Annotated in this window: 8 protein-coding genes and 1 pseudogene; 1 reads left to right on the top strand and 8 read right to left on the bottom strand. The window is 74.7% G+C overall.

The window, feature by feature from the left end; all coding sequences use genetic code 11:
* Positions 1-75 precede the first annotated feature (75 nt).
* On the top strand, positions 76-2,139 hold the full coding sequence (locus OG361_RS31280; RefSeq protein WP_405858839.1) for a BTAD domain-containing putative transcriptional regulator: 2,064 nt from the start codon (positions 76-78) through the stop codon (positions 2,137-2,139).
* A 94-nt stretch (positions 2,140-2,233) separates the two neighbouring features.
* Here OG361_RS31280 and OG361_RS31275 read toward each other — a convergent pair whose 3' ends face one another.
* The 8 genes and pseudogenes from OG361_RS31275 to OG361_RS31240 all read right to left on the bottom strand — a co-directional run bounded on the left by OG361_RS31275 (position 2,234) and on the right by OG361_RS31240 (position 17,762).
* Positions 2,234-2,686 carry a chorismate mutase gene (locus OG361_RS31275; protein ID WP_405862538.1) on the bottom strand — a complete coding sequence of 151 codons (453 nt, stop codon included), beginning with the start codon at positions 2,684-2,686 and terminating at the stop codon, positions 2,234-2,236.
* Positions 2,619-3,605: pseudogene (locus tag OG361_RS31270) on the bottom strand (hydroxyacid dehydrogenase); the annotation flags it as partial. The gene OG361_RS31275 and the pseudogene OG361_RS31270, both read right to left, overlap by 68 nt.
* A gap of 85 nt (positions 3,606-3,690) precedes the next feature.
* Positions 3,691-5,655 carry an FtsX-like permease family protein gene (locus OG361_RS31265; RefSeq protein WP_405858837.1) on the bottom strand — a complete coding sequence of 655 codons (1,965 nt, stop codon included), beginning with the start codon at positions 5,653-5,655 and terminating at the stop codon, positions 3,691-3,693.
* Entirely contained in the window at positions 5,655-6,446 is a 792-nt protein-coding gene (locus OG361_RS31260; RefSeq protein ID WP_405858835.1) for an ABC transporter ATP-binding protein, read from the bottom strand. The genes OG361_RS31265 and OG361_RS31260 overlap by 1 nt, the downstream gene beginning before the upstream one ends.
* A 3-nt stretch (positions 6,447-6,449) precedes the next feature.
* Entirely contained in the window at positions 6,450-15,818 is a 9,369-nt protein-coding gene (locus tag OG361_RS31255) for an amino acid adenylation domain-containing protein (protein WP_405858833.1), read from the bottom strand.
* The gene (locus OG361_RS31250; protein WP_405858831.1) at positions 15,811-16,035 is read right to left on the bottom strand and encodes an MbtH family protein; all 225 of its coding nucleotides are present in this window, start codon (positions 16,033-16,035) and stop codon (positions 15,811-15,813) included. The genes OG361_RS31255 and OG361_RS31250 overlap by 8 nt, the downstream gene beginning before the upstream one ends.
* A gap of 30 nt (positions 16,036-16,065) precedes the next feature.
* A complete protein-coding gene (locus OG361_RS31245) occupies positions 16,066-16,812 on the bottom strand; it encodes a thioesterase II family protein (RefSeq protein ID WP_405858829.1) in 747 nt (248 codons plus the stop codon).
* Entirely contained in the window at positions 16,809-17,762 is a 954-nt protein-coding gene (locus OG361_RS31240) for a TauD/TfdA family dioxygenase (RefSeq protein ID WP_405858827.1), read from the bottom strand. Before OG361_RS31240 ends, OG361_RS31245 begins: the two co-directional genes overlap by 4 nt.
* Between the last annotated feature and the right edge of the window lie 43 nt (positions 17,763-17,805).

Below are 17,805 nucleotides of genomic sequence, written 5' to 3'. Positions count from 1 at the left end.
GACATCGGAGGGACAGGGCTTTCGGCCAGGGTGGGGGCCACAGCCCCCACCCTGGCCCGTCGTCGACAGGAAACCATGGACCTCCAGCTGCTTGGCCCGGTCGAGGCCACCCGCGAAGGCACGCGCATCGCCCTCTCGGGAACGAAGATGCACACCCTTCTCGCCGCCCTCCTGCTGGCCCGCGGGCGGGTGGTACCGGACACCCGGCTCAGTCGGCTCCTGTGGGGAGCCGAGCCGCCGGCCACGATGAGCGCGCAGATCTACACGTACGTCTCCCGGCTGCGCAAGCTCCTGGACCCCGAGGTCACCCTGGAACGCCGCTCGCCGGGATATGCCATCAAGACCGGTGACAGCCGCGTCGACATCCTGGAATACGAACGCCTCGACCGCCTCGGTCGGCAGGCGCTTCAGGAAAACCGCCACGCGGAATCCGCCACTCTCCTTCGTGACGCGCTGGAATTGTGGCAGGGCCCCATGCTGGTGAACGTCACCGAATTCCTCACGGAAGAAGAAGTTCCGCAATGGGAGGAGGGACGCGCCGCCACTCTGGAAAACCGGATGGAGGCCGATCTCGCCCTGGGCCGGCATCAGCAGATCGTCGCCGAACTGACCCGGCTGGTGGCCGATTTCCCGCTGCGTGAGCGGATGCGGGCCCAGTTGATGACCGCTCTCTACCGGTGCGGACGGCAGGCCGACGCGCTCCATGTCTACGACGAGGGCCGAGCGGTGCTCGCCGACGAGCTGGGCGTCGACCCCGGCAGCGGTCTGAAGGCCGCGCACCAGGCCCTGTTGTGCGCCACGCTGGACCTCGTCCCGCAGACCGCGGAGCGCGCGTCGGTGGCCGTGTCGGCGGCCCCGGCCCCGGCTCCTGCCGCTGCCTGTGTCGCTGCCCCGGACGGCGCCGCTGCCACTGCTCGTGCGGAGCGCGGACCGGCCGGTCCCACCGTCGGCGGGCTCGCCGGCCGGGGGTCCGGGCCCCGCCGCGCCACCGCGCAGGCGTCGTCCGCCGAAGCACCGCTCCTGCGCGCGGTCCCCGAGGACGCCTCGGCCGACGAGCCCGCCGATGGCGGTCCGGTCGACACGTCGCCGTTCATGCTGCCGCCCGACACCGCGGGCTTCACCGGACGCGCCCGCGAACTGGCCGTGCTGCACCGACTGCTCGCCCCCCGCCCGGCCGGCGCCGCCGCCGAACCACGCCGCTGCCTGATCACCGGCATGGCGGGCGTCGGCAAGACGGCCCTCGCCGTGCACGCGATGCACGCCGCCCGGGACGAGTTCCCCGACGGGCAGTTGTACGCCGACCTGGCCGGGCCGGACGGCATCCCCAAGGACCCGCGCGAGGTCCTCGTACGGTTCCTGCGCGCGCTCGGCACGGAGCCGCCCGAGTCCACGGTCCGCGATCTGGAGGAGCTCGTACGGATCTACCGCACCCGCACGGCGGGCCGCCGGCTCCTGGTCCTGCTGGACAACGCCGCCGAGAGCGCCGCTCTCGCTCCGCTCCTGCCGACAGGACCGCACTCCGCGGTCCTGGTCACCGGGCACGTCCACCTCGCCGCGGAGACCGGCCCCGCCACCCTCGCGCTCGGTCCCATGAACCGCGCCGAGTCGCTCGCGCTGCTCACCGCGACGGTCGGCAGGGCGCGTACCACCGCCGAACCAGCCGCCGCGGAACGGATCGTGGAGCACTGCGCCGGGATGCCGCTCGCGCTGCGGATCGCCGGGGCCCGCCTCGTCGCCCGCCCGCACTGGTCGGTGACGCGCCTCGCGCAGCGGCTGGCCGCCGAGCCGGCCCGGCTCGGCGAACTCGTCTTCGGGGAGCTGGACGTGGCCGGTTGCCTGGCGCGCTGGCTGCGGCGCACCGACACCGAGAGCAGCGAGGTGCTGGCCCGCCTCTCGGCGCTCGGCTCGCGGGCCTTCACCCCGGGCGCCGCGGCGGCCGCCCTCGGCCTGTCCGTCCGGCGGGCCGAGGACCTGGTGGAGCGTCTCGCCGACGGCTGGCTCCTGGAGCCGGTCCGCTCGCCCGGCGCGCTGGGCGGCACGGTCGGCAACGCCTTCCGCTTCCACCCGCTGCTGCTGCTCCACGTCCAGTCGCTGCCGGTGGAGCGCCCCGTGCGTCCCACGCTCGCGCAGGCTGGCTGACCCCCACGGACCAGGCCCCCTTCCCCGGAACGTCCGGGGGAAGGGGGCCTGTCGGCTGGCGGTTGTCGGCTGTCGGTTGTCGGCTGTCGGGGGGTCAGCGCGGGGCGCCGCCCGGACGCGCCAGCGAGCCCCGGCAGAACTCCAGCACGGCCACCGCCATCCGCCCGCCGGGCCGGCCGAGGCGGTCGGCGTAGCGTGCGACGACGGCGTTCTCCCGTCCCAGCTCGGTACGGCGGCCGCCCGCCGCGATCCGGGCCTCCTGGACGGCCTCGGAGAGGGCCTGGCGGCGTTCGAGCAGCTGGAGGAGTTCCGTGTCGAGGAGGTCGATGCGGTCGCGCATGCCGGCGATGACGGCCTCCGCGGTGTCCGGCTCGGCGGTCTGGAGGGTGTACGGGCTCATGGCGTGCTCCTGGTTCGGTGACGGGCGGGCCTGTGCGGTGCGCGGTGGGGTGGTGGTGGCGGGGGCCGGCCGGTCAGCCGTTGACCGCGTCGGGGACCGGCTCCCCCACCAGGGCGAGGAGGACGGAGGCGGCCACCGAGGTGCCAGCCTTCTCCTGGGCCTCGGCCGTGCCGGCGCCCAGGTGCGGGGTCACCACGACGTTCTCCAGGCCGAACAGCGGTGACGTGGTGCAGGGTTCGGTGGCGAACACGTCCAGTCCCGCGCCCGCGATCCGGCCCTCCACCAGTGCCTCGTACAGCGCCTGCTCGTCGACGATGCCGCCGCGCGCGGCGTTCACCAGCCGGGCCCTCGGCTTCATCAGGGCGATCGCCCCGGCGTCGATCAGGCCGAGGGTCTCGGGGGTCCTGGGCAGGTGGACGGTGAGGAAGTCGCTCTGGGCCAGCAGGGTTTCGAGGGGTACGAGCCGGACCCCGGCGCGGGCCGCCGCCTCCTCGTCCGCGTAGGGGTCGTACGCGACGAGCTCCATGCCGAAGGCGGCCATCCTGGTGGCGACCAGGGAGCCGATGCGGCCGAGGCCGACGATGCCGAGGACCTTCCCCGACAGCTCGACCCCGGTGAAGCGGGCCCGCTGCCAGCGGCCGGTCCGCAGCGCGGCGTCGGCGGGGGCCACGTTCCGTGCGACCGCGAGGAGCAGGGCGATCGTGTGCTCGGCGGCGCTGACGATGTTGGACGTCGGGGCGTTGACGACCAGGACGCCCGCGGCCGTGGCCGCGGCCACGTCCACGTTGTCCAGGCCGATGCCGGCCCTGGCGATCACCTTCAGCCGTGGCGCCGCCGCGATGGCCTCGGCGTCCATGGTCGTGGCGGACCGGACGACCACCGCGTCGGCCTCGGCGAGCGCGATGAGCAGCGCGCCACGGTCGGTGCCGTCGCAGCGCACCACGTCGACATCCGTGCCGAGCGCGGCGACGGTGGCGGGCGACAGCTCCTCGGCCAGCAGAACGGTGCCTCTTCGTAAGGGAGTCGGGGCGGTGGGGGTGTACGGGGTGAGCGTGGCGAAGCTCATCGTCGGTCCTCTTTCGGCTCGGTTCGACTCGGACGGGCGGGCGTACGCGGGTGTGCGGGGTGCGGGGTACGGGGCGCGGGAGGCCTCACTGGCGGGCCGCCGCCAGGTCCAGGGCCCGAGCGCGCAGCGCCAGGCGGGCGGGCACCAGGCTGGAGAGGAGCGCGAGGGCGAGGCCGGCGGCGGCGGCGCCGCCGAGGGCGGACCAGGGCAGGCTCAGCGGGAGCGGGGGGCCGGACTCCAGGACCCGGTTCCCGATCAGCGTCAAAGTGGCGGCCTGGGTGCCGGTGGTGACCAGCACCGCCAGCGCGGTGGCGGTCGCGGCCGTCAGGACCGCCTCGACCCCCACCATCGCGAGCACCTGGCGGTCGTTGCCGCCGGTGAGCCGGAGCGTGGAGAAGTCCCGCAGCCGGTCGCCGGTGGACATCATCATCGTGTTGACGATCGCGATCAGGGCGTAGAGGAGGGCCGGTCCCAGGATGGCGGTCATCGCGATCCAGTCGGAGCGGGACCGCGCGTCGTCGGCCCCGCCCCACGCGTCCGTCGCGGTGATCCTGGCGCCCGGGACGGGGTCCGGTGCCGCGGCTCCTTCGGGGGTGGTGAGGAAGGCGGTGGTGGGCTGGGGTTCGCCGGACAGGTGCCCGGCGACGACGGAGTACGGCAGGAGCACCTCGGAGAGGTTCAGCGGGGTCTTGACCAGGGCGACCACGGCGAGGGTGACGGGGGTGCCGTCGTCGAGCGTGGTGTCCAGCCGGTCGCCGACCTGCCAGCCGTTGGCCTCGGCCAGCGAGCCGGACACGGCGACCGAGGCTCCCCGCAGGGCGTCCAGCGAGCCCGCCTCGGTGGGGAGCCGCCAGGTGGCGGCCGGGTCACCGTCGACGGCGGTCGCGGAGATCGTGCCCGAGGCCGTGGAGCCGGAACCGGTGCCGCCGGCGAGCCCGTCCAACCAGGTCGTACGGATCGTGGTGGTGCCCACGCCGGGCAGGGCGCGCAGCCGCTCCACGGTGCCGGGGGCCAGGGTGGAGCCGCCGACGGGTTCGACGACGTACCGCGCGCTAAGCGCCTCCCGCGACTGGAGGGTGCGGGCCTCGCCGAAGGTCAGCGTCGAGCCGACGACCGTGCCGGTCAGTCCGATCACCAGGAACATCGGGGTGGCGGTGGAGACCGTGCGCCGTACGGACGCCAGGGCGTTCTGCCGGGCCAGCAGGCCCACCGCCCCCGAGGCGAGCGGCACCGGCAGCGTCAGCAGCCGTACCAGAAGCGGGATCAGCAGCGGCGCGAAGAGGGCGACCGCCATGATGGCCATGACGTCGATCAGGAGCGACCAGACCGGCATGTTCTGCGGGTCGCGCAGCTGCGGGTCCTGGTCCGTGCCGGGCGGCATCGTGATGAACACGGCCAGCACGGTGCCGAAGACGGCGAGGTAGCCGACGGCCCACAGCCAGCGGCCGAGCGTCATCACCCGGCCGTCGACGGCCGCGTCGCCGAGCGCCTCCACCGGCCGTACCCGGCCGGCGCGGCGGGCCGCCGCGTAGGCGCCGACCACCGCCACCGTCACCTCGACGGCGGCGGCGATCAGCAGCGGTCCCGCGTCGGCCTCGACGGCGAAGCCCTCGGGGGCCGCACCGCGCGAGACCAGCCAGCGGGCGAACAGCGGTGCCACGGCCAGGCCCAGGAGCGCGCCGCAGACCGAGGCGGCCAGCGAGACGACGACCGCCTCGCCGAGGACGAGCAGTCTGACCTGGCGCGGGGTCGCGCCGACCGCCCGCAGCAGCGCCGTCTCCCGGCGCCGCCCCGCGACCGCGAACGCGAACGTCGAGGCGACGACGAAGACGGAGACGAAGCCGGACATGCCCGCCATGAAGGTGAGCAGCTTCTTCAGGGACGGCGCCGACGGGTCGTCGTTCACCAGCCCCGCCGAGGTGCTGACCAGCAGTCCCGTCGCGGCGATCAGGGTGACGCCCAGGGTGAGGGCCACGAAGGAACCGGCGAAGCCGAGCCACCGCTTGCGCAGGGTGGCGACGGCCACGGGCAGCAGCAGGGTGATCCCCATCAGCGGCCACCGTCGATCCGGACGGGCTCCGCGGCCGGTTCGAGGTCCGGTTCCCGGTCGGACTCCAGGCGCGCCATGCGCTCGGCCACCCGCTGCGCGGTCGGCTCGGGCATCTCGTCGGCGACGCGGCCGTCGACGAGGAAGAGGACCCGGTCCGCGTACGAGGCGGCGACGGGGTCGTGGGTGACCATGACGGTGGTCTGGCCCCGGTCGTCGACGAGGGTGCGCAGCAGCTTCAGGACGGTCCTGCTGGAGCTGCTGTCCAGGGCCCCGGTCGGCTCGTCGGCGAAGAGCACCTTGGGGCGGGTGATCAGGGCCCGTGCGACGGCCACGCGCTGCTGCTGGCCGCCGGACATCTGAGAGGGCAGATGCCCGGCGCGTTCGCCGAGCCCGACCCGGGCCAGCGCGGCCCGTACCTCGGCCGTGTCCGGCCTGCGGCCGGCCAGCCGCAGCGGCAGCCCCACGTTCTGCTCGGCGGTGAGCGCGCCGAGCAGGTTGAACGCCTGGAAGATGAAGCCGATCCGGTCCCGGCGCAGTTCGGTGAGGGCCTTCTCCGTGAGCGGGCCCAGATCGACGTCGTCCACGACGACCTGTCCCGCGTCGGGGCGGTCGAGCCCCGCCGCGCACTGGAGCAGGGTGCTCTTGCCCGATCCCGAGGGGCCCATCACCGCGGTGAAGGTGCCCTGTTCGAAGCCGACGGAGATGCCGTCCAGGGCGCGCACCTGTGCCGCCGAGCCGGCCGCGTAGACCCTGCTGACCTCTTCGAGCCTGACTAACTGGTTGTTCTGCATGCTTCAACACCTATCAAGTGATCGCGTGCCGGTGGGACGAACCACCGCTGTGTTCAGGCCGGTTCGGCACTTCCCGTCGGCCGGCGACGGTTCGAGCTCGCCCACCGGCGACGGTTCGAGTTCGCCCACCAGGGTCTGTCGTGCGTCGGCCACCGCCTCCAGGATCCGTGCCGTCCGGTCCAGCAGGGCCTGCGCCTGTTCGCGACGGTAGACGTCCGGAAGATAGCCGAGGTGCAGTCCCAGCCGGGTGGAGTCCAGTCCCGGTACCGCCTGCATGCGCAGCGGATAGTGGGTGGCGTCCTCGCTGTCCCCGCCGGTCAGCCGCAGTCCGTCCGATCCCTCGCCGGCGCGGCCGAGCAGCGTGGCGGGGTCCAGCGGGGTGTTCTTGACGACGGTCGTGGTGTCGAAGAGCGACCCGTTCCCGGTCAGCCGCTGGATGTCACCGAGGCCCAGGTGGTGGTGGGGCAGCAGCGCGGTCTGCTCCTCCTGGATCCGGGCGAGCAGTCCGCCCAGCGGCTCGCGCGGATCCAGCCGGACGCGTACGGGCACGGTGTTGATGAGGTTGCCGACCATCCGTTCGATGCCCGGCACCTCCGGCGGCCGGCCGGAGACCGTCGAGCCGAAGAGCACGTCGTCGCGGCCGGTGTGCCGGGCCAGGACCAGGGCCCAGGCGGCCTGGACCGCCGTGGAGAGGGTGAGTCCGGCCCCGCGCAGGGCCGCGCCGAGCCGGGCGGTCAGCTCCGTCGGCAGCTCGGTCCGTACCGACTCCTGCGGCTGCGGCTCCTCCTCGGCGGCCTCGGGCGCGACCAGGGTCGGCTCCGCGGGTCCCGCGAGCGCCGCCCGCCAGGCGGACTCCGCCGCGGCGCGGTCCCGTCCGGCCAGCCAGGACAGGTACGCGCGCAGCGGGGGCGGCGGGGGCAGGGTGCTGTCGCCCGCGCGCTCGGCGTACAGGGTGAAGAGCTCCTCGACGAGGACCGGTACCGACCAGCCGTCCCACAGGATGTGATGGGCCGTCAGGATCAGTCGGTGCCGACCGCCGGGCAGGGTGATCAGCGCCATCCGCAGCAGCGGCGGGACGGCCGGGTCGAAGGTGTGCGCGCGTTCGCTCCGGGCCAGTTCGAGGGCGCGGGCAGCGGCGGTACGGTCGTCCTCGGCGGCGAGGTCGGCCGTCAGCCAGGGCAGTGCCACCCCGGCGCGCACCACCTGCACCGGGCGCTCCGTGTCGTACCGGAAGCCGGCCCGCAGCGCGGGCTGGCGGACGAGCAGCCGCTCCGCCGCGGCCCGCAGGGCGTCCGCGTCCAGCGGGCCCTCCAGGTCGAGGGCGAGCTGGGTGGTGTAGACGTCGTGGCCGTCCCCGTCGTCGCCGTCGTCGCCGGTGAGCAGGGAGTGGAAGAGGAAGCCCTCCTGGAGCGGGGTGAGCGGCAGCACGTCGACGAGGTCGGGGTCGAAGCGCGTCAGCAGCTCCGTCTCCTCCTCCAGGCCGGGGAACGGCCCTTCGAGGTACGGGGCGTCCGCCGGCCGCTGCTCCTCGCCGGTCTCCGCGGTCACGGAGGCCAGCGCGGCGGGCGTCCGGTGCACGAACACCTCCCGCACGGTGAGCGAGAGCCCCGCGGCACGGGCCCGGGAGACCAGCTGGATGGCGGTGATGCTGTCGCCGCCCAGGTCGAAGAAGGAGTCGTCGGCACCCGCGCCCGGCTGGGACAGCACTTCGGCGAAGAGGCCGCACAGGAGGCTCTCGCGGGGTGTCGCCGGCGCCCGGCCGCCCTCGGCGGTGGCGGCCGTCGGGACGGGCAGCGCCTTGCGGTCCACCTTTCCGTTGGCGGTCAGCGGGAGCTCCGGGAGCGCCACGAAGGCCGCGGGGACCATGTGGTCGGGCAGCGAGGCCCCCAGGAAGGCGCGCAGGGCCGGTGCCCCCACGTCCTGGCCGACCGTGTACGCCACCAGCCGCTTCGCGCCCGGCCGGTCCTCCCGGACCAGGACGGCGGCCTGCTCGACGCCGGGGTGGGCGGTGAGCGCCGACTCGATCTCGCCGGGCTCGACGCGGAAGCCGCGGATCTTGACCTGGTGGTCGGTGCGGCCGAGGTAGTCGAGCGTGCCGTCGGCCCGCCACCGGGCCAGATCGCCGGTCCGGTACATGCGCGCGCCGGGCCCGCCGAACGGGTTGGCGACGAAGCGGTCCGCCGTCAGGTCGGGGCGGCCCAGATAGCCGCGGGCCAGCCCCGAGCCGGCGAGGTAGAGCTCGCCGGGGGTGCCGGCGGGTACCGGCTGGAGGTGCGGATCGAGCACGTACATCCGGGTGTTGGCGATCGGGCCGCCGATCGGCGCGAGCACCGGGCCGGCCAGCGGGTCGCTCATGCTGGCGCAGACCGTGGACTCGGTGGGGCCGTACGCGTTGACCATGCGCCGTCCCCGGGACCAGCGGTCCACCAGGTCGGGCGCGGTCGCCTCGCCCGCCACCACCAGGGTGGAGCCGGGCGGCAGGCCGTCCTCGGGCATCACCGGGAGCGCCGAGGGCGGCAGGGTCACGTGGGTGACGCCGTGCTCGGCGATCAGCGCGGCCAGCGTCAGGCCGGGCAGCAGCCGGTCCGCGTCGCCGAGGACCGCGCGGGCTCCGGTGAGCAGGGCCATGCAGAGCTCCCACACCGCCGCGTCGAAGCTGGGCGAGGCGAAGAGCAGGACCCGGCTCTCCGGGGTGACGCCGAGGCCGGCCCGCTGTCCGGCGACCATGGAGGCGATGCCGCGGTGGGTGACGACGACGCCCTTGGGGCGGCCGGTGGAGCCCGAGGTGTAGATGACGTACGCCGGGTGGTCCGCGTCGCGGGCCACGGTCGGGCCCCGGCCCGAGCCGTGGTCGTACGCGGTGCGGTCGATCAGCAGCAGGGGCGCCTCGGACCGCGGCAGCCTGGCGGCCACCGCGCTGCTCGTGACGACCAGGGTGGGGGTGGAGTCGGCCAGCATGTAGGCGAGCCGGTCGGCCGGGTAGCCGGGATCCAGCGGGACGAACGCGGCGCCCGTCTTGAGCACGGCCAGCTGCGTCACCACCAGTTCCACGGACCTGTGCAGGGCGATGGCGACGAACCGCTCGGGGCCCGCGCCGCGCCCCACCAGTAGTCGGGCGAGCCGGTCGGCGCGGGTGTTCAGCTCGCGGTACGTCAGCTCGGTGTCCCCGTGGACCAGCGCGACGGCGTCGGGCGTACGGGCCGCCTGAGCCTCGAAGAGCCCCGGGATCGTGTGGGGCTTCGCCGCGGCCGGCACGTCGGTGTCGTTCCAGCCGGTCAGCAGCCGCTCCCGCTCGGCGGGCGGCAGGACGTCCAGCCGGCCGACGGGCGTGCCGGGCCGCTCGGCGATCGCGGTGAGCACCCGCAGCAGCCGGTCGGCGACGCCCCGGGCCTGCTCGGCGTCGAGCAGGTCGCTCTGGTGGTCGAGCCGGAAGCACAGCCCGTCGGGGCCCGGCCGGGCGACCATGCCCAGGGTGTAGTGCACGGCGTCGTGGCCGTCCACCCCGTCGAGCACGAGGCCCGAGCCGGCGGTGGCGGCGGCCAGCGCGGACACGTCCAGCGGATAGTTCTCGAAGACCATCGCGGTGTCGAACAGCGCGCCCACACCGGTGAGCTGCTGGATCTCGGCGAGCCCGAGGTGCTGGTGGCCCAGGAGCGCGGACTGCTCCCGCTGCATCCGCTCCAGCAGCGCCCCGAGCGACTCGCCGCCGTCGAGGCGGAGCCGTACCGGAACGGTGTTGATGAAGAGGCCGACCATCGACTCGACGTCGGGCAGCTCCGCCGGGCGGCCCGAGACCGTGGCGCCGAAGACGACGTCGTCGCGGCCGGTCAGCCGGGCCAGGAGCAGCGCCCAGGCGCCCTGGAGCACCGTGTTCATGGTGAGCCCCGCCGTCCGGGCCCGTCCGGCGAGTGCGTCGGCGACGGGCGCCGGAAGGTTGAACTCCAGCCGCTCGGGCACCGTCGGGGTGCGCCCGGGGTCCGACGGGCGGACCAGGGTGGGCTCCTCGACCCCGTCGAGCGCCTGGCTCCAGGCGGCGCGGGCCGCCTGCCGGTCGGTCTCGGCGAGATGGGCGAGGAAGTCGCGGTACGGACGCACCCGGGGCAGCGGCGAGGGGCCGGGGCCCGCCGCGTACAGGCTGAGCAGCTCGCGCACGAGCACCGGCATGGACCAGCCGTCGAGCAGCAGGTGGTGGTTGGTCAGCAGCAGCCGGTGGCTGTCCCGGCCGGTGCGGACCAGAGTGAAGCGCAGCAGCGGCCCCTCGTCGGGGGTGAAGCCGACGGCGCGCTCGGCGGCGGCCAGGGCGTCCGCGGCCGGACTCCGCTCCTCCTCCGGCAGGTCGGTGAGGTCCGCCTCGGACCAGGGCGTCCCGACCGCGCCCGGCACGGTCTGCACCGGCCGGCCGAGGCCCTCGTGGTGGAACTCGGCGCCGAGGTGGGGGTGGCGGGCCAGCACGTCGCGGGCGGCGCGGCGCAGCCTGGCCGCGTCGAGCGGTCCGCTCAGCGCGAGCTGGAGCTGGGCGGTGTAGATGTCGCCGTCGCCCGCCTGGAGGCTGTGGAAGAGCAGGCCCTCCTGGAGCGGTGAGAGCGGCAGGATGTCCGCGAGGGCGGGCCGACGCCGCTCCAGGAACTCGATCTCGCCCTGGGTCAGGGCGGCCGGGGCGACATCGGAAGGGGAGCGTCCACCGGCGCCCGGTCGGGTGCCGTGGCGGGCCAGTTCGGCGAGGGCCTCGAACCAGAGGGCGGCCAGTTCGGCCACCTGCGGCTCGGTGAGGAGTCCGCCGGCCCAGCTCCAGGCCGCCACCAGTTCCGGTCCGCCGGGACCGTCCTGGGTCAGGGCGTCGAGCTCCAGGACGTGTCCGAGCGGCATGCCGGGCAGGCCCCCGGGGATGCCGTCGCCGAGGCGCGGGACCACCGCCCAGTCGGCCGCGGCGGTGGGCGCGGAGAACCGGCCCAGGTAGTTGAAGCCGATCTCGGGGTCGCCGAGCGGGGCGAGTTGTGCGCCGAACCGCGGGTGCAGATGGCGCAGCACGCCGTAGCCGATGCCCTTGCCGGGGACGGCCCGCAGCTGCTCCTTGACGCCCTTCAGGGCGGCGCCGGGGTCGCCGTCCGCGTCGGCCGGGACGTCGAGCAGCACCGGGTACACGCTGGTGAACCAGCCCACGGTGCGCGACAGGTCGGCGCCCGGGAGCGCCGCCTCCTCGCGACCGTGGCCCTCCAGGTCGACGAGCACCGGCCCTCCGTCGCCCCGCCAGCGCCGGTACGCCAGCGCGAAGGCGGTCAGCAGGACGTCGTTGACCTCGGCGTGGAACGCGGCCGGTACGGCGGTGAGCAGGGCGTGGGTCACCTCGGCGGGCAGGCGCAGGGTCAGCCGGCCCGCCGTCTCCAGGGTGTCCTTCCGCGGGTCGAGGGCGCGGTCCGCCAGCGGCGCCGCGCCACGGGCCAGCACCTCTCTCCAGTACGGCAGTTCGGCCTCGCGCTCGGGCGAGACGGCCGCGTCGGCGAGCCGGTGGGCCCAGGTGCGCAGCGAGGTCCCGACCGGGTCGAGCCGGGGGGTCCGCCCACGGGACACGGCGTCCCACGCCTGGGCCAGGTCCGGGGCGAGCACCCGCCAGGACACGCCGTCGACCACCAGGTGGTGGACGACCAGGACGAGCAGGCCCGTTCGTTCCGGGCCGCGGTCGAGCCAGACGGCACGGAGCATTCCGCCCGGTTCGCGCGGTGCGAGCGCGGTGAGCGCGGCCCGCCCCTCGGCGTCCGCCAGCGCGTCCAGTGCGGTCTCGTCCGCCCCGGACGCGTCGACCCGGCGGACGGCCGCGGCGGCGTCGGCGGAGCCGGCTGGCCCGACGACCAGCGTCCGGTCGGTGCGGTGCGCCCGCAGCGCGTCGTGGCGGTCCAGCACGGCCCGGACGCAGTCGACGAGGCGGGGCAGCGTCAGTTCGGCCGGCACCCGCAGCACCATCGACTGGTTGTGGCCGTCCAGCGGGCCGCCGCGCCCGTCGGCCCAGCGCATCACCGGGGTCAGCGGCAGGGCGCCGAGGCCCGCGCCGGCGGACTCGGCCGGTTCGGTGTCCAGCTCGGTCGCGGCCTCGGCGAGGGCGGCGGGGGTACGCAGCCGGAACACCTCGCGCGGGCTGAGCACCAGGCCGGCCCGGCGGGCCTGCGACACCAGCTGGATGGCCATGATGCTGTCGCCGCCCAGGTCGAAGAAGGAGTCGTCGGCGCCGGCCCGGACGACCCCGACGACCTCGGCGAACAGGGCGCACAGCACCTCTTCGCGCGGTGTGGCGGGCGCCCGGCCCGAGCCCTGGCCGGTGGTGGCCGGAGCGGGCAGCGAGCGGGTGTCGAGCTTGCCGTTCACGGTCAGCGGCAGCGCGTCGAGGGTGACGAAGGCCGCCGGCACCATGTGCGCGGGCAGCTCCGCGCCGAGCGCGCCGCGCAGCTCCCCGTCGGTGAGGGCGGCGCCCGGCGCGGGCACCACGTAGGCGACCAGGCGCTTGTCGCCCGGACGGTCCTCGCGGACGACAACGGCGCCGCTCGCCACCTTCTCCAGCGCGAGCAGGACGCTCTCGATCTCGCCGAGTTCGATGCGGAAGCCGCGGATCTTCACCTGGTGGTCGGCGCGGCCCAGGTACTCGAGGCCGCCGTCGGCCTGCCACCGGGCCAGATCGCCGGTGCGGTACATGCGCGAGCCGGGCTCGCCGAAGGGGTCGGCGACGAACCGGTCGGCGGACAGGTCGGGGCGGCCGAGGTAGCCGCGGGCGAGCCCCGCGCCCGCCACGTACATCTCGCCGCGCTCGCCGACCGGCGAGGGCCGCAGCGCCGCGTCGAGGACGTAGATCCTCAGGTCGGGGATGGCCCGGCCGATGAGGCTGCGGGTCTGGCCCGCCGTCGCGTCCTCGTCGAGCGCGAGGTGGCTGACGTGCACGGTCGTCTCGGTGATGCCGTACATGTTGACGAGCACGGCCTCCGGATGGGCCCGCTGCCAGGGGGCGAGTCGGCCCAGGTCGAGCGCCTCGCCTCCGAACACCACGCGGCGCAGAGCCAGTTCGCCCGCCGGCTGCTCGGCTTCCGCCCGCATCAGCTGGTAGAACGCCGACGGCGTCTGGTTGAGGACCGTCACCTGCTCCTCCGCGAGGAGCGTCAGGAACTCCTGCGGCGAGCGGCTCACGGCGTGCGGTACGACGACGAGGCGGCCGCCGTGGAGGAGCGGGCCCCACAGCTCCCACACGGAGAAGTCGAAGGCGTAGCTGTGGAAGAGGGTCCACACGTCCTCGGGCCCGAAACCGAACCAGTGGTCGGTGGCGGTGAAGAGCCGCACCACGTTGCCGTGCGGGACGACCACGCCCTTGGGGCGGCCGGTGGAGCCGGAGGTGTAGATGACGTAGGCGGGGTGGCCGGGGGTGAGCGCGGTCGTCCGGTCGGCGTCCGTCAGCGGGGCCGGGTCGGCGGCGGCGAGCTCGGCCCGGGTGTCCGCCGCGTCCAGGACGAGCAGCGGCACTCCGGTGCCCGGCAGCCCGTCGACGCCCGCCCTCGTGGTGACGACGAGGGCCGGGGCGGCGTCCTCCAGCATGTAGGCGAGGCGGTCGGCCGGATAGTGCGGGTCCAGCGGCACATAGCCGGCGCCCGTCTTGACGACCGCGAGGAGCGCGGTCACGAGGTCGGCCGAGCGCTCCAGGGCGACCGCCACGTACCTCTCCGGGCCGGCTCCGCGGGCGGCGAGCAGCCGGCCGAGCCGGTTGGCCCGCTCCTCCAGCTGCGCGTACGTCAGGGACTCGGAGCCGTGGGTGACGGCGATCCGGTCGGGGTGCAGCGCGACCTGTTCCTCGAAGAGCGCGGCCGGTGTGCGGTCCTCGGCGGGCACCTCGGCGTCCGGCGTGTTGAAGCCGGAGATCAGCTGCCGGAGCTCCGGTCCCGAGACCAGATCCAGTCGGCCGACCGGCAGTTCGGGCCCGGCCAGCGCCGCGTGCACGAAACGCAGGAAGTGGTCCTGGTGGGCGGCGGCGGCCTCGATGTCGCAGGCGCCGGGAGCGGCGTCGAAGTCGATCCGGAGTCCCTGCTCCTCCCCCAGGTCGTAGATGCCGATGGAGAGGTCGTCGACGGGTCCGTTGCTCAGGTTGTGCTGGACGCCGGGCTGCCCCAGGAAGCCCAGGTCGGGCGCGAAGGCCATGATGTTGACCATCGGGGCGGCGATCCGGCGCGCCGAGTCCCCGCCGGCGAGGTCACGGCAGAGGTCCTCGTACCGCGGCAGCTGGTGGGCGAGCGCGGCGCGCACCTCGGAGCGGACGGCGGCGACCAGCTCGCCGACCTTCAGCTCGGGGCGGACGTCGAGGCGCAGCGGGACGACGTTGGACGTCATGGCGGGGGTGCGGCGGGTCAGTTCGGTGGTGCGGCCGGTGACCGGCAGGCCGAGCACCAGTTCGCCCTTGCCGGACACCCGGTGCACATAGGCCGCGACCAGCGAGATCATCAGCATCGACCAGGGCGCCCGGGAGGCTCGGGCCACCTCGCGCACCCGCCGCGCCTCCGCCGCCGTCAGGCGCACGCTGCGCCGTACGAAGGGCACGCCGGCCGGCTGCCGGCCGGTGTCCTGTCCTTCGGCGATGCGCGGGGTGTCCTGCCCCTCGGCGATACGCGGGGTGTCCTGCCCCTCGGCGATACGCGGGGTGTCCTGCCCCTCGGCGATGCGCGGGGTGTCCTGCCCCTCGGCGATGCGCGGGGTGTCCTGCCCCTCGGCGATGCGCGGGGTGTCCTCGAGTCCGGCGAGCCGGTCGGTCCAGTACGCGGTGTCGTCGGCGGCGGCCCGCGAGGCGCGATAGGCGGCGTCCTCGTCGAGGACCTCCTCGAGGGTCCCGAAGGGGCCGGGCTCCCAGGCGGTGCCGGCCAGCGCCTGCGCGTACAGCTCGGTGAGCCGGGCGTCGAGCAGGGCGGCCGACATGCCGTCCAGGACGATGTGGTGGTAGCGCTGGTAGTAGAGGAAGTGCTCGGGCGCCAGCCGGAGCACGGCGACCGTGAAGAGGTCTCCGGCCGTGAGGTCGACCGGTGTCGTGAGGTCCTCGTCCATCCAGGCACGGGCCTCGGCCCACGGGTCGGCGGCGCCCCTCAGGTCGAGGAGGCGCAGCGCGCGGGTGCCGGGAGCGGCTTCCAGCACCTGGTGGAGGCCGGTGTCGTCCCGCTCGACGCGGGTGACGCGCAGGATGTCCGCTTCGGCGACGAGCCGGGACCAGGCGGCCGACAGGAGTTCCAGGTCGAGGGGGCCGTGGATCTCCTTGTACTCGGCCACGTTGTAGCGCCGGCCGGTCGGGTCCAGGTCGTGGGCGAACCAGATGCCGCGCTGGGCGGCCGAGAGCGGCAGACGGCCGCCGGGGTCAGCCATGGTTCGGCCCCGCCACCGGCCGGCGCAGGCTCAGCGGACGCAGGTCGGTCCAGTGCTCGACGACGTAGTCGACGCACGCGGCCCGCCCGGCCTCGGCGAGCGCCACCGTCCAGCCCTCGGGAACCTCGGCGAACACCGGCCAGAGGGAGTGCTGCTCCTCGCCGTTGACCAGGACGTGGAAGAGGCCGTCCTGGTCGTCGAAGGGATTGTTCGCCATGGGGGGGAGCTCCTTGGGGTGTGGTAGACGTCAGCGGGCGGCCGGGGCGGGCACGAGCGTGTCGGTGAGCAGCGCCGTCAGCTTCTCCGGCGCGCTCTCCAGGTAGAAGTGGCCTCCGGGCAGTTCGCGCAGGTGGAAGCCGCCGGTGGTGTACCGCGCCCAGGCCGCGGCGTCGGCGGGCGTGCACGCCGTGTCGTACGAGCCGGCGATCGCGGTGACCGGGCAGACCAGCGGGGCGCCGGGCCGGTGGGTGTAGGTGTCGATGAGGTGGAAGTCGGCGCGCAGTACGAAGAGCGCGAGGTCGCGGAGCTCCTCGTGGGCGATCAGCTTGCCCGCGGTGCCGCCGAGGCCGGTGACGTAGCGCAGGATGCCCTCGTCGCCGCGGAACTCCGCGGCGAGGGGCTCGCAGTCGTCCGGCGCCCTGCGGGCCGAGGCGAAGAGGTGGACCAGGGCGGGCCGCAGCTCGCGCGGCAGGGCGCGGGCGACCTCGTAGGCGACGGTGCCGCCCATGCTGTGCCCGAAGAAGGCCACCGGGCGGTCGAGGAGGGGACGGATCTCCTCGGCGATCTCCCGGACCAGGGTGGCCATGTCGGGCGACGGGTCGGCCATGATGCGGTCCTGCCGGCCCGGGTACTGGACGGCGGTCACCTCGATCGACGGCGGCAGCAGCTCGGCCCAGCCCCGGTAGGCGCTGGCGGCGCCCCCCGCGTGAGGGAAGCAGATCAGCCGGATCTCCGCCGAGGGGCGCGGCACGAAGGTGCGGAACCAGGCGCTCACGCGGTCACCCGCCGACCCGGGCTGTACGGCTCGGCCATGGCGACGGCGATCCGGCGCGGCCCCGTGAAGGGCTCCCGGCCGTGCGCGGCGAGCATGTTGTCGACGACGAGGACGTCGTCGGTGCGGTAGTCGAAGCGGGTGGAGGCGGCCCGGTAGCAGTCCCGCAGATGGGCGGTGACCTCGTCGGGGATGACCCCGCCGTCGCCGTAGAAGGTGTCGCTCGGCAGGTCGCCCTCGCCGAACAGTTCCAGCAGTCCCTCGCGGACGTCCGGGGCCTGCGTGGAGTTGTGGAAGAAGGTGATGTGGTTGAACCAGACCCGCTCGCCGGTCACGGGGTGGACGTGCACGGCCCGGCGGACGCCCCGGGTGCGCAGGCCGCCGTCCTCGGTCCACTCGAACTCCAGCTCCTTGGACCGGCAGTGGGCCTCGACCTCGGCGCGGTCCTCGGTGTTGAAGACGTGCCGCCACTCGACGCCGAAGCCCTCGTGGAAGTTGCGGACGACCGTCCAGCCGCGGTGCTCGAACTCCTCGACGACGGCCGGGTCGATCCGCCGCAGCACCTCGCGGGTGTCGGCGAGCGGGGTCGCGCCGAGCGTCTCGGCCTCGCGCACACAGTGGAAGTAGAGCAGCTGCGGCCAGGACGCCTGGTAGGAGTTCTCGGTGTGCAGGAAGATCTCCTCGGCCGGCGGGTAGTCCGTCGAGGTGTAGACGTTGCCCTTGATGGTGGAGCGCGGCGAGGACCGCTCGGAGTACGCCAGCGGCTCCCCCGACATCGCCCGTACGAGGTCGGCGAAGCCGTCCACCCCACCGATGTCGAAGCCGCGCAGCAGCAGGGCGCCGCGCGTGCGGAGCTTCTCCCTCAGGTGGGCGGAGTCCTTGCCGATCAGCTCGACGACGCCGGGGCTGCCGCTCTCGCGCTCCACGGTGAAGGCAAGTGTCTGCGCGGTCATCTGTCTCTCCTCGTCTCGACCGGTTGTGCCGCCGGTTCGGGAA

Source organism: Streptomyces sp. NBC_00090, assembly GCF_045160815.1.
In the GTDB taxonomy this organism is placed as follows: domain Bacteria; phylum Actinomycetota; class Actinomycetes; order Streptomycetales; family Streptomycetaceae; genus Streptomyces.
The sequence above is the reverse complement of the archived record's forward strand: the minus strand, read 5'-3'. Positions and strand labels throughout refer to the sequence as shown.

Bases quoted from the DNA above. Each gene is read 5' to 3' on its own strand.
- OG361_RS31250 (WP_405858831.1), bottom strand. From the start codon at position 16,035: ATGGCGAACAATCCCTTCGACGACCAGGACGGCCTCTTCCACGTCCTG.
- OG361_RS31240 (WP_405858827.1), bottom strand. From the start codon at position 17,762: ATGACCGCGCAGACACTTGCCTTCACCGTGGAGCGCGAGAGCGGCAGC.
- OG361_RS31265 (WP_405858837.1), bottom strand. From the start codon at position 5,655: ATGGGGATCACCCTGCTGCTGCCCGTGGCCGTCGCCACCCTGCGCAAG.
- OG361_RS31255 (WP_405858833.1), bottom strand. From the start codon at position 15,818: ATGGCTGACCCCGGCGGCCGTCTGCCGCTCTCGGCCGCCCAGCGCGGC.
- OG361_RS31280 (WP_405858839.1), top strand. From the start codon at position 76: ATGGACCTCCAGCTGCTTGGCCCGGTCGAGGCCACCCGCGAAGGCACG.
- OG361_RS31260 (WP_405858835.1), bottom strand. From the start codon at position 6,446: ATGCAGAACAACCAGTTAGTCAGGCTCGAAGAGGTCAGCAGGGTCTAC.